Source organism: Candidatus Thiothrix phosphatis, from assembly GCF_035668035.1.
Classification (GTDB): Bacteria; Pseudomonadota; Gammaproteobacteria; order Thiotrichales; family Thiotrichaceae; genus Thiothrix; species Thiothrix phosphatis.
Genome location: NZ_JAYMYJ010000017.1, coordinates 16,884 through 27,997, shown reverse-complemented (window position 1 = coordinate 27,997; position 11,114 = coordinate 16,884). Strand labels below are relative to the sequence as shown.

13 protein-coding genes are annotated in these 11,114 nt (G+C 59.6%); 11 read left to right on the top strand and 2 right to left on the bottom strand.

Translation table 11 applies throughout. The annotated features are described in order from the left end of the window. Positions 1–1,476, top strand: a 1,476-nt coding sequence (gene atpD / locus VSS37_RS02160; protein WP_324692979.1) for a F0F1 ATP synthase subunit beta, incomplete at its 5' end; no start/stop codon positions are given. A gap of 18 nt (positions 1,477–1,494) precedes the next feature. On the opposite strand, the gene VSS37_RS02155 is transcribed toward atpD, so the two are convergent. After that, a complete protein-coding gene (locus tag VSS37_RS02155) occupies positions 1,495–2,607 on the bottom strand; it encodes a transporter substrate-binding domain-containing protein (RefSeq protein ID WP_324692978.1) in 1,113 nt (370 codons plus the stop codon). Between the two features lie 182 nt (positions 2,608–2,789). On the opposite strand from VSS37_RS02155, the gene VSS37_RS02150 reads away from it, so the two are divergent. The 8 genes from VSS37_RS02150 to VSS37_RS02115 are packed head-to-tail and all read left to right on the top strand — an operon-like array spanning position 2,790 to position 7,903. After that, complete coding sequence (locus tag VSS37_RS02150) at positions 2,790–3,248, top strand: F0F1 ATP synthase subunit epsilon (RefSeq protein ID WP_324692976.1); 459 nt, start codon at positions 2,790–2,792, stop codon at positions 3,246–3,248. 9 nt (positions 3,249–3,257) lie between these two features. Then, positions 3,258–3,575 (top strand): AtpZ/AtpI family protein, encoded by a 318-nt coding sequence (locus VSS37_RS02145; RefSeq protein WP_324692975.1) that lies wholly within the window; start codon positions 3,258–3,260, stop codon positions 3,573–3,575. Then, entirely contained in the window at positions 3,568–3,861 is a 294-nt protein-coding gene (locus tag VSS37_RS02140) for an N-ATPase subunit AtpR (RefSeq protein WP_324692974.1), read from the top strand. The genes VSS37_RS02145 and VSS37_RS02140 overlap by 8 nt, the downstream gene beginning before the upstream one ends. After that, positions 3,842–4,513 carry a F0F1 ATP synthase subunit A gene (locus VSS37_RS02135; RefSeq protein ID WP_324692973.1) on the top strand — a complete coding sequence of 224 codons (672 nt, stop codon included), beginning with the start codon at positions 3,842–3,844 and terminating at the stop codon, positions 4,511–4,513. The genes VSS37_RS02140 and VSS37_RS02135 overlap by 20 nt, the downstream gene beginning before the upstream one ends. Positions 4,514–4,537: 24 nt before the next feature. After that, on the top strand, positions 4,538–4,819 hold the full coding sequence (locus VSS37_RS02130) for a F0F1 ATP synthase subunit C (protein WP_324692972.1): 282 nt from the start codon (positions 4,538–4,540) through the stop codon (positions 4,817–4,819). Positions 4,820–4,822: 3 nt separating this feature from the next. Next, positions 4,823–5,611: a F0F1 ATP synthase subunit delta gene (locus VSS37_RS02125; protein ID WP_324692971.1), complete on the top strand. Its 789-nt coding sequence runs from the start codon at positions 4,823–4,825 to the stop codon at positions 5,609–5,611. Then, on the top strand, positions 5,601–7,028 hold the full coding sequence (locus VSS37_RS02120) for an alternate F1F0 ATPase, F1 subunit alpha (protein WP_324692970.1): 1,428 nt from the start codon (positions 5,601–5,603) through the stop codon (positions 7,026–7,028). The genes VSS37_RS02125 and VSS37_RS02120 overlap by 11 nt, the downstream gene beginning before the upstream one ends. Beyond that, positions 7,025–7,903 carry a F0F1 ATP synthase subunit gamma gene (locus tag VSS37_RS02115; protein ID WP_324692969.1) on the top strand — a complete coding sequence of 293 codons (879 nt, stop codon included), beginning with the start codon at positions 7,025–7,027 and terminating at the stop codon, positions 7,901–7,903. The genes VSS37_RS02120 and VSS37_RS02115 overlap by 4 nt, the downstream gene beginning before the upstream one ends. 34 nt (positions 7,904–7,937) lie before the next feature. Here VSS37_RS02115 and VSS37_RS02110 read toward each other — a convergent pair whose 3' ends face one another. Then, complete coding sequence (locus VSS37_RS02110; RefSeq protein ID WP_324692968.1) at positions 7,938–9,779, bottom strand: S8 family serine peptidase; 1,842 nt, start codon at positions 9,777–9,779, stop codon at positions 7,938–7,940. A gap of 184 nt (positions 9,780–9,963) precedes the next feature. Here VSS37_RS02110 and def point away from each other — a divergent pair, with 184 nt between their 5' ends. Both def and VSS37_RS02100 read left to right on the top strand, forming a co-directional pair. After that, complete coding sequence (gene def / locus VSS37_RS02105) at positions 9,964–10,476, top strand: peptide deformylase (RefSeq protein WP_324692967.1); 513 nt, start codon at positions 9,964–9,966, stop codon at positions 10,474–10,476. 136 nt (positions 10,477–10,612) lie between these two features. Next, a complete protein-coding gene (locus VSS37_RS02100) occupies positions 10,613–11,047 on the top strand; it encodes a hemerythrin domain-containing protein (protein ID WP_324692966.1) in 435 nt (144 codons plus the stop codon). Positions 11,048–11,114 lie beyond the last annotated feature (67 nt).

The following is an 11,114-nucleotide window of genomic DNA, read 5'->3' as shown; positions in this document are numbered from 1 at the left end:
TTTGAGCGGCTCACATATTCTAAAGCCCCCGGCTTTGCCGGGGGATACTTACTAGGACGTTCCCCCATGAACCAGCACCTGAATGGAGCCACCCCAGCCAACACCGGCCAAGTCACCGCCGTGCGTGGCAGCGTCATCGACATCCGCTTCCCACAGCACCTGCCGCCGATCCGCAGCGTGCTGCGCACAGGCACAGACCGCGCCATCGTGCTCGAAGTCCTCACCCAGCTTGACGAACAGAAAGTCCGCGCCATCGCCCTCACCCCCACCGCTGGCCTAGCGCGTGGCGATACGGTGGAGGATTCCGGCGGGCCGCTCACCGTGCCGGTCGGGCGCAACACCCTTTCGCGCATGTTCGACGTGTTCGGCAACCCCATCGACCGCCTGCCGCCGCCAAAGGATGTGGAATGGCGCTCGGTGCACCATTCCCCGCCCACGCTGGCCAGCCGTTCCACCCATTCGGAAGTGTTCGTCACCGGCATCAAGGCCATCGACGTGCTGACGCCGTTGGAGCGCGGCGGCAAGGCCGGGCTGTTCGGTGGCGCGGGCGTGGGCAAGACCGTGCTGCTCAGTGAAATGATCCACAACGTCGCAGGCAAGCACCACGGCGTCAGCATTTTCTGCGGCATCGGCGAACGCTGCCGCGAAGGTGAGGAACTCTACCGCGACATGCAGGAAGCAGGCGTGCTGCCCAATATGGTGATGCTGTTCGGGCAAATGAACGAACTGCCTGGCAGCCGTTTCCGCGTCGGCCACGCCGCCCTCACCATGGCCGAATATTTCCGCGACGACGAACAGCGCGACGTGCTGATGCTGATCGACAACATTTTCCGCTTCATCCAGGCCGGATCGGAAATCTCCGGGCTGATGGGGCAAATGCCCTCGCGCCTCGGCTACCAGCCCACCATGAGCACTGAACTCGCTCAACTGGAGGAACGCATCGCCAACACTGAAGCGGGCGCGATCACCTCCATCCAGGCCGTGTACGTACCCGCCGACGACTTCACCGACCCGGCGGCAGTGCACACCTTTTCGCACCTGTCGGCCTCCATCGTGCTGTCGCGCAAACGTGCCAGCGAAGGCTTGTACCCGGCAGTCGACCCGTTGCAATCCGGCTCCAAAATGCTCACCCCCGCCATCGTCGGCGAACGCCATTACCAATTGGCGCAAGCCGTGCGCCGCACCCTCGCGCAATACGAAGACCTCAAGGACATCATCGCCATGCTCGGCCTCGAACAGCTTTCACAGGCCGACCGCAACACCGTGTTCCGGGCGCGGCGGCTGGAACGTTTCCTCACCCAGCCGTTCTACACCACTGGCCAGTTCAGCGGCATGGCAGGCAAAACCGTCAGCCTGGAAGACGCCCTCGACGGCTGCGAGCGCATCCTCAACGACGAATTCAAGGATTACCCGGAAAGCGCCTTGTACATGATCGGTGCGGTTGACGAAGCCAAGAACAAGGAACCAGCGCACTGAACGCCCGCAGCAGCAAGCTCAATCCTTGATCCATTTGGCGCGCAAATCCTCATGCAAGCTGGGGGCTCCCTGCTGTGACTCCCTCAATTGCAACAGCACACGGTTGGCTTGCTCACGCAATGGGCTGCCATCCGGAAAGGCGATGGCGTAGCTTTGCGGGTTGAAGGAAGCAGGCACAACCGCCAGGACGGTCTGCCCCGCCTCCTGATTGATCTGGTTGGCCAGGTATTTCAGGCGCGGCCCATCATGCACCAATGCGTCAGCCTTGCCCTGACGCACCCGTTCCATGCCTTCCTGAATACTTTCGACGGGCGTCACCGTAATGCCGTTCTGCTCCAGCCAGAGGCGAGGGGCGTCAGTCGCCACCGCCACCACCCGTTTGCCCGGCAAATCCTTTTCCGAACGGATCGCCCCATTGACGGCCTGGGCGGTCAGCGCACTGGTGACAACCGCCGTCAGGATGCTCAACAAAATAAGCCCCGTCAGGTGCCACATCAGGTCAATGATGCGCGCCAGCCCCCGGCTATGGGGCGTTTCCCAAGTCAGGAGCATGGTCACGCCCCACCAGAGCGCTTCACGCACGCCCGCGACATAGCTTGCCGGAAAACTGGGCGGCAACGTGCTGTGGCGGTCGGCCCACAAGCGCAAGTTCGCGGTGATGAACAGCAAGACGATGAACACCAGCAAGGTTTGCCAGGAAAACAACCGCCCCAACTCACCCAGCATGACGAGGAACGGGTTGGACTGCTGGAACGCAGGCGCCACCATAATCTGCAAGCCCAGTTCATACATGGAGTTGGAAAAGTCCACCTGCTGTTCCCGCTGCGCCGTCACGGTGATGGCGGCGATACCGGCGTCAATTTTCGCTTCGGCGGCGGCGTCCACCAGCTCCTTGGTGGTGTCGAAATACACCCATTCAGTCTGCGCCCCCAGCTTTTCCGCCAACGCCTGCCACAGCTCAATGCTGAAACCCATCGGATGGCGCTCGGCAACCGGCAGGGCCGGGTCATACATCACCCAGGGTTCGGAAGGCTTGACGCCAACCCGCAAGGTTTCCGCCGCTGACGCAGACAGAAACGGAAACAGACCGAGCAGTAAGACCACGCTCAATCGCTGTACTAATGTTGGCATCTCATCCTCGCATAAGGCCTATTTTTGCGGCGCGATTCTAAGGCAAACCCAGCCCGAAGAAAACTTCCCCTGATGGGTCAGGCTTGTTTGTGGCACGGGATTTTTTCTGCAAAATACTGGCGGCCCTGGTGGCTGGCGCGCGTTATACTAGCGGGATGTGACGACACCAACGGAGGTGCCCCATGCGCAATCTCAACGCCAATACGGCGGCAGCCGGGAACCCTGATCTGGCTACCGGGCGCTCTGGCCTGATGCGCCTGCAAATCCTGCTCCCCTTCCAGATATTCGCCGACATCGCGGATGTGCAAAGCATCGTGGCGGAAACCCACAACGGTTCCTTCGGCCTGTTACCCCACCGGCTGGATTGCGTAGCCGCGCTGGAACCCGGCATTCTCACCTGCACCACCGCAGCAGATGGCGAGGTGTATATTGCAGTGGATGAAGGCATCTTGGTGAAAACCGGCAGCGAGGTACGCATCTCAGTGCGCAATGCCCAGCGCGGAGCCGACCTGCAAAGCCTGCACGCCGCCGTTCGAGAGCAATTCCTGAATCTGGATGAACGCGAGCGCGAAGTCCGCACCACCCTGGCGAAACTGGAAAGCGGTTTCATCCGCCACTTCAGCGGGCTGCAGCAACCGTGAGGGATATGTATGAGCACCACCGAAGACAATCATTTTACACGCAAGATCAACGCCAAAGCCGAGCGCAAACTGAAAGCCCAGCGGCAGGCGCACAAACCTGTCTGGTTCGGCCTCGGCATGTTGGGCGTAGTCGGCTGGTCAATCGTTGTGCCAGGGCTACTCGGCCTGCTGATCGGCTTGTGGCTGGATAACTGCTGCCCAGGCCATTATCTGTGGGCGTTGAACCTGTTTCTGGTCGGCCTGTTGTTGGGATGCCTCAATGCCTGTCACTGGATGATGAAAGAACAGAAAGCTATCCACGATGATGAGGAAAAGCCGAATGATTGAACACCTCACGCTGCCATTGATCGTTGGCATTGCGCTCGGCATTTTCTTCTTTGGTGGGCTGTGGTGGACAGTGCGCAAAGGCTCCGTCGCCGTCAACCCTGCCTTATGGTTCTTCACCAGTTTCGTGCTGCGCACCGGCGTGGCACTGGCTGGTTTCTATGCTATCGCGGCGGGCGACTGGCAACGGCTGCTGGCGGCGCTGGCCGGATTCGTACTGGCGCGGATGGTGATCACCCGCTTCGCCCCTGCGCCGCAGGAGAACAATCATGCATCTCAGCTCCGATGAAGTGGTTTTCTGGGAATACGGTTTCGCGCACCTCAACCTGACCATTGTGATGACCTGGGTGCTGATGCTGGCGCTGACGCTGGGTTCCTGGCTGGTGACGCGCAAGTTGAGTACCGATTCCCATATTTCACGCTGGCAGCATGTGCTGGAAGTGGTTGTGCTGGGCATCAAGGATCAGATTGAGGAAATCGGCCTAACCCAGGCCCGGCGTTACCTGCCGTTTATTGGCACCTTGTTCCTGTTCATTGTGGTGGCAAACCTATCCGTCATTTTCCCCGGCTATGAACCGCCGACCGGCTCGCTTTCCACCACTACTGCACTGGCCATCTGCGTCTTCATTGCCGCGCCCCTATACGGCATCCGCGAACAAGGCGTGGGCGGCTATCTGCAATCGTATTTGCAACCGACCTTCATTATGCTGCCGTTCAATATTGTCAGCGAAATTTCGCGCACGCTGGCGCTGGCTATCCGCCTGTTCGGCAATGTCATGAGCGGCGGCATGATTATCGCCATCCTGCTGACGGTGACACCTTTGTTATTTCCGGTATTGATGAACCTTTTGCACTTGCTGACCGGCATGGTGCAGGCCTATATTTTCAGTATTCTTGCGACGGTCTACATTGCCGCAGCTACCCGCGGCGAAGCAGCCTGAACCCCGTATCAGAAGGAAAACAATATGGACAACATGACCCTGATCGCCATCGCATCCATCATCACCGCCGGGCTGACTATCGCCATCGGCGGTATCGGCCCGGCACTGGGCGAAGGCCGTTCAGTCGCCGCCGCGCTGACCTCGCTGGCGCAACAGCCGGATGCTGCTTCCACCATTACCCGCACCCTGTTTGTCGGGCTGGCGATGATTGAATCCATCGCCATCTATTGTTTCGTGGTTTCCATGATCCTGATTTTCGCCAACCCCTTCTGGAACCACGCCATCGCCCAGGCTGCCGGAGGCTAAACCGTGCTCATTGATTGGTTCACCGTTGGCGCGCAGATCGTCAACTTTCTGGTGCTGATCTGGCTGCTGAAACACTTTCTCTACCAACCGGTGCTGGACGCGATCGATGCCCGTGAACAGCGTATTGCCCGCCGCGAACAGGCAGCCGCTGACGCTAAAGCCGCTGCCGAACAAGTGCAAGCACAATTGGCGCAACAGCAGGCTGATTTCGAGCAGCAACACAAAGCCCTGCTGCAACAAGCCGCCGCCGAAGCCCAGACTGCCCGCCAGCAATTGCTGGACAGCGCCCGCACAGAAGCCAGCAACCTGCGTTCCCAATGGCAGGAAGCCTTGCGCAAGGAACAGCAAAACCTGCGCCAGAGCATCACCGCCCGCACTAGCCACGAAGTGTTCGCCATCGCCCGCAAAACGCTGGCGGAACTGGCGGATGCCGAACTGGAAAGCCGTATCGTCAGCGTTTTTATCCAGCGCCTGCATAATCTGGAGGCGGAAGAAAAAGCGCAGTTGCAAGCGGCGGAAGCCAATGCTGACTTCCCGATGCTGATCCGCAGCGCGTTTCCATTACCCGCCAACCAACAAACTGCCCTGACCCAGGCAGTGCAGGACGCCTTGCAACTGACGCCAAACATTCGCATTGAAACTGACCCTGAACTGCTCAGTGGCATTGAGCTGATCAGCAACGGGCATAAGGTCGCCTGGAGCATTGCGGATTATCTGGAAGACATGGAAGCAGGCTTGGCCAAATTGCTGGGTAACAAAATCACTAGCGGAGAATTCACCCATGCCGCCTGACACCCTCCGCCCCCTGTTCGAACAGACCTTCGCCGACATCGCCCACAGCCGCGAAACCTTTACCCCTGAGCTGCAAGCCCGTGAAATTGGCCGCGTCACCAGCGTCGCCACCGGCATTGCCCGTGTCAGCGGCCTGCCCAATGTCGGCTCGGAAGAGCTGGTGAAATTCCCCGGTGGGCTATACGGTATCGCCTTTGACCTCGGCGAAACCGACGTGGGCGTGGTGCTGCTGGGCGATTACTGGCGCTTGCAGGCAGGCGACGAAGCCGAACGCACCGGCCGGGTGGTGGATGTGCCTGTTGGTGACGCCTTGATCGGGCGCATTATCAACCCGCTGGGCGAAGCACTCGACGGTCTGGGAGCCATCGACAGCAGCCAGCGCCTGCCGGTGGAACGCCCGTCCGCCCCCATCATGGATCGTTCCCCGGTCAGCGTACCGTTGCAAACCGGCATCAAGGTCATCGATGCACTGGTGCCGATTGGGCGCGGGCAACGTGAACTGATTCTCGGTGACCGTCAGACCGGCAAGACGACCATTGCGGTGGACGCCATCCTCAACCAGCATAACCAGAATGTGCTGTGCGTATACTGCGCTATTGGCCAACGCGCTTCAGCCGTGGCGAAAGTGGTGGCCGATTTGCGCGAACACGGCGCACTGGCCTACACCACGGTGGTCGTCACTGAAGGCAATGACGCACCGGGGCTAACGTATATTGCGCCCTACGCCGCGACCAGCATTGCCGAGCAGTTCATGCAGCAGGGCCGCGACGTGCTGATCGTGTACGACGACCTGACCAGCCATGCACGCGCCTACCGCGAGCTGTCGCTGCTGTTGCGGCGTCCGCCGGGGCGGGAAGCATTTCCGGGTGACATTTTCTACATTCACTCACGCCTGCTGGAACGTTCCACCCATCTGCGCCCGGAACTGGGCGGCGGTTCCCTGACCGCGCTGCCAATCATCGAAACCGAAGCGCAGAATATGTCGGCCTATATTCCCACCAATTTGATTTCGATCACCGACGGGCAGATTTACCTCTCGCCCAAGCTGTTTGAACTGGGCGTATTGCCTGCGGTGGATGTGGGCCGTTCGGTGTCGCGGGTTGGCAGCAAGGCGCAACAGGCCGCTTACCGCAAAGTCGCAGGCAGCCTCAAACTGGCTTACGCGCAATTTGAGGAGCTGGAAAATTTCGCACGCTTTGGCACCCGCCTGGATGAAAACACCCGCAAGGTGCTGGAACGCGGGCAACGCATCCGTGCCTGCCTGCAACAACCCGCACATGAACTGGTTCCGGTGGCAGCACAAATCAGCCTGTTACAGGCATTGGGCGAAGGCAAATTCGACGCCGTGCCGCTGGAGCAAATGCGCAAGGCCGAGCTGGATCTGTACGCCGAAGCCGGTTTCAGGCCAGCCACATGAGCGACAATATCGAAAGCCTGCGACACCGGATCAATGGCGCCAGCGACCTGCAAGCGGTGGTGCGCACCATGAAGGCACTGGCCGCCTCCAGCATCCGCCAGTACGAACGCGCGGTGGAATCCCTCGAAGTCTATTACCACACGGTGGAAATGGGGCTGGTCGCCTGTCTGCGCCAACCTGGGATGGTGCAACTGCTGGCCCCGCCCAATCCGCACGCCAAGGTACACACTGGCGCAATCGTCTTTGGTTCTGATCAGGGCTTGATCGGCCAGTTCAATGACGTGCTGGCTACCTATGTTGCCCATTCCCTGGCCGGGCTTCCCGGCGGCAAGCAGGTCTGGGCAGTAGGGGAACGGATGCGCGACCGCCTGCTGGACCAATCCCTGCCCCCTTGCGACGTGTTCAACACCCCCAATTCCCTCAGCGGCATCACGTCCTTGGTCGGGCAAATCCTGCTGGCGACTGAAAGCTGCCGTGAACGCGGTGAAATCAGCCAGATTTACCTGTTCCACAACCGCCCTGGCACCAGCGCCGACCAGTACCAACCGGCCAGCCAACGCCTGCTGCCGCTGGATATGCAATGGCAGCGAGCACTGATGCAACAAGGCTGGCCCACCAACAAACTGCCGGAAGCGCTGGGTTCCGCTGAAACGACCCTATGGGCGCTGATCCGCGAATACCTGTTCGTCTCGCTGTACCGCGCCTGTGCGGAATCGCTCGCCAGCGAAAACGCCAGCCGCCTGGCTGCCATGCAACGGGCGGAAAAGAATATCGATGAAATGCTGGATGGGTTGACGCATACCTACCATCACTTGCGGCAGGAAAGCATTGATGCGGAACTGTTCGATGTCGTCGCCGGGTTTACGGCTGTATAACCCGACGGCGACATCGGCAGTTGAGGGAGGGAGCTTATCGTTTGGTCAAAGTGGAAGCTTTCAGGCTGATTTCATCGCCCGTCACCGTGCTGCTCTGGTCGATGGACACCGCGACCGGATACCCCAGTGCGCTATCGTAAGCAGCGGTAATGCTGGCGGCCTTGTTGTTGATCGCATAGCCGATCACCGCGAACAACTGTTCAACCGTCTTGCCTTTTGCCTTCAGGTCACGGGCGGATAACGGCTTGTTGGTGGTGAGGTCAATGCCGGAATACAACTTGCCGGAACGGATGGTCAATTGCAGGCGCAATGGTGTCGTGGAGCCACGCTGCTGTTCAAGCGTGTAGGTATAGCTGCGGATATTTTGTGAACGCCACAATTTGCTGTTTTGCGCCAGCACTGCCGCCAAATCCGTCGTGGGAACTGGATTCGTTGGCGTCGGCGCTGGCGGCTGCGTCGCCCCAAGCGCGGCCTGTACTGCGGCATTCGCATCCAGCAGGCCCGTACCGCAACCGGAACAGGCTTTCGGGAAAGCACGCGCCGATGATTTGAGCAGGCTTTCCACCTGATCAGGTGTCAGCGCCGGATTGGCCGCCAGCATCAGGGCAACCACGCCGGAAACATGCGGTGCCGCCATGCTGGTGCCTTGGTAGTAGGCGTAGGTGTCCGCCTCTGCACCCCGTTTGCCGGTATTCAGCGTGGAAAGGATGGCGTTCTCTTTCACCCCGTCGTTCACCGAACCGCCCGGCGCGGCGATGTCAACTGCGCCGCCATAATTGGAATAGAAAGCCTTGCCACCCTCACGCCCGACCGCCGCCACCGTAATCACGCCGGAACAGTTGGCAGGGGAAAACTGGCTGGCGTCGGCATTGCTGTTGCCTGCTGCCGCCACCACGACAGCATTGTTGCTGCGGGCGGCCTTGATGGCGTTCTGCATGGTGCGCCCACAACTGGATGGGCCACCCAAACTCAGATTGACGACGCGCGCCGGAGCCGGATTGGCGGGCGCGCCCGCGACAGCGCCGCCGGACGCCCACACAACGGCGTCGGCGATGTCGGACGTGTAACCGCCGCATTTGCCCAACGCACGCACCGGCAGGACTTTCGCCCCATACGCGACCCCGGCGACACCTTCACCGTTATCGCCAACCGCCGCAATCGTGCCAGCCACATGTGTGCCATGCCAGCTGCTGTTGCTGCCGGAAGCACTGCCACATTCACCCGGCAACACAAAATCACCTGGGTCAGTCGGGTCAACGTCACGGCCATTGCCGTCATTGGCGGCAAAACTGTCCGCAATCATGTCATAGCCCGGCAACAGGTTAGGCAGCAGATCCGCATGTGGCAGCACGCCAGTGTCCACCACCGCCACAACACTGCCTTCGCCGGTCGTATACCCCCACGCCTGCTCCGCATTGATGCCGCTGACCGGATCCAACAACGGCCACTGGTAGCTGAGGTAAGTGTCATCCGGCTCGACCGGCGCAGGCGCATCCATTTTGGTCATGATGAAGTCTGGTTCGGCATAGTCGATTTCCGGCTGGCTTTGCAACCAGGTTGAGAGGGAATCCCACTCGGCTTTCTTTTTGGATTTGCCGAACTTGAACACGTCGGAGTGCTGCTGGGTAGTTTTGACATACTGGAAACGTTCGCCCTTCTCAGAGCGCATCCGGGTAAGGACTTTATCCACCGCATTGGTGCTGGCACCATCCTTGAAACGGATAATCATCCGGTCGGTGTCCGGCGTTGCAGGCGTTGTGGCTGAAGGCTTGGCGGAAGGCCCGGCATCCACATTGGCGGAAGCGGCCTGGCTGGCCAGAATACCGCCGATCATGGCGGCGAGCAGGGAAACACTCAAAAAGCGGGGGCTGAACATGGGGTTACGATTCCTTTGTTTTCGTTATTGAGCCCTGTCTTTTTACGCAATCAGAAATTTTTATTGTTGGAGGCAACTTTGAATGGATTCCAGATGGAATGCAATGACCACCCGACGAATAGCGATATGCGGTTTCAGGCTTCGCTAGCCTTATACTGATGGTGAAACCATCGGAAGACTTGCCATGACTGAGACCCGCCTATTGCCCATTGCCCAACGCGGCGAACCCATCCTGCAACAACGGGCGCAGGAAGTGACTGGCCTACACGAACCGGCGTTACAGCAACTGATCGACGCCATGCAGGCCACCATGCTGGTGGCCAACGGGGTTGGCATCGCCGCGCCCCAGGTGTTTGTTTCCAAACGGGTCATTATTGTCGCCTCACGCCCGAACCCGCGTTACCCCGATGCGCCGTCGATGCAGCCGCTGGCGATGGTCAATCCGGAAATCCTCTGGCGTTCGACGGCGACCTGCCTGTCTGAAGAAGGTTGCCTGAGCGTGCCGGATGTCCGCGCCCCGGTTGAACGCGCTGAACGGATACTGGTGCGCTATTTGACGCGCACAGGCGAAACGCAGGAAGCGCAATACAGCGGCTTCATCGCCCGCATCATCCAACACGAATGCGACCATCTGGATGGCGTCCTGTTTGTGGAGCGGGTAACTGCGGACAACACGCAAGAACCCGCCCGCGACTGAGCTCCGGTTCAGCTGAAGGCATATAGAATATTCATCAAAATAGAGCTGCAAAGCACAGGGGTGTAAGCTACAGTCGTGGCCGCTATCCGGTAGCCAGCTTAATATTTCGATAGGATCATCACAGAGGCACACAACAATGGTTTCATTCACCCAGCTTAACCAGCAAAACGACAAAATCACCGAATTGTCCAACGTCCTGAACCACCTGATTGGCGAACGCTCCCTGTGCGACATGGGCGTCACCTCCAGCCTGTTTTTCAACTATGTCGACAGCGTGCGCGACCATCTGGAGCAGGAAGAACGCGAGCTGTACCAGTCCATGCTGCTGCACAAAGACCAGCAGGTGCGCAACACCGCCAACAAGTTCCTGTCCGGCTCCGGCGAAATCAAACGGGTGTTCGGCCAGTACCTGAAACGCTGGAGCAAAAACAAGGAGTTGCATATCAGCAACCATGAACAGTTCGTCAAGGACAGCGAGGAAATGTTCCAACTGGTATTGCGCCGGATTGAGGATGAGGTCGAGCACTTGTACCCGACCGTGCGCAAGGTGCAGGAAAAACTCGCCGCTTGAGGCAACACCAACGGGGGTATGCGCTGCTGCGCATATTTCCCCAGGCAGCGGCTCCGGACACCTATCG

What these genes read in the sequence shown, in the direction of transcription:
- VSS37_RS02155 (WP_324692978.1), bottom strand. Translation starts at nt 2,607, where the DNA reads ATGCCAACATTAGTACAGCGATTGAGCGTGGTCTTACTGCTCGGTCTG.
- VSS37_RS02150 (WP_324692976.1), top strand. Translation starts at nt 2,790, where the DNA reads ATGCGCAATCTCAACGCCAATACGGCGGCAGCCGGGAACCCTGATCTG.
- VSS37_RS02145 (WP_324692975.1), top strand. Translation starts at nt 3,258, where the DNA reads ATGAGCACCACCGAAGACAATCATTTTACACGCAAGATCAACGCCAAA.
- VSS37_RS02140 (WP_324692974.1), top strand. Translation starts at nt 3,568, where the DNA reads ATGATTGAACACCTCACGCTGCCATTGATCGTTGGCATTGCGCTCGGC.
- VSS37_RS02135 (WP_324692973.1), top strand. Translation starts at nt 3,842, where the DNA reads ATGCATCTCAGCTCCGATGAAGTGGTTTTCTGGGAATACGGTTTCGCG.
- VSS37_RS02130 (WP_324692972.1), top strand. Translation starts at nt 4,538, where the DNA reads ATGGACAACATGACCCTGATCGCCATCGCATCCATCATCACCGCCGGG.
- VSS37_RS02120 (WP_324692970.1), top strand. Translation starts at nt 5,601, where the DNA reads ATGCCGCCTGACACCCTCCGCCCCCTGTTCGAACAGACCTTCGCCGAC.
- VSS37_RS02115 (WP_324692969.1), top strand. Translation starts at nt 7,025, where the DNA reads ATGAGCGACAATATCGAAAGCCTGCGACACCGGATCAATGGCGCCAGC.
- VSS37_RS02110 (WP_324692968.1), bottom strand. Translation starts at nt 9,779, where the DNA reads ATGTTCAGCCCCCGCTTTTTGAGTGTTTCCCTGCTCGCCGCCATGATC.
- def (WP_324692967.1), top strand. Translation starts at nt 9,964, where the DNA reads ATGACTGAGACCCGCCTATTGCCCATTGCCCAACGCGGCGAACCCATC.
- VSS37_RS02100 (WP_324692966.1), top strand. Translation starts at nt 10,613, where the DNA reads ATGGTTTCATTCACCCAGCTTAACCAGCAAAACGACAAAATCACCGAA.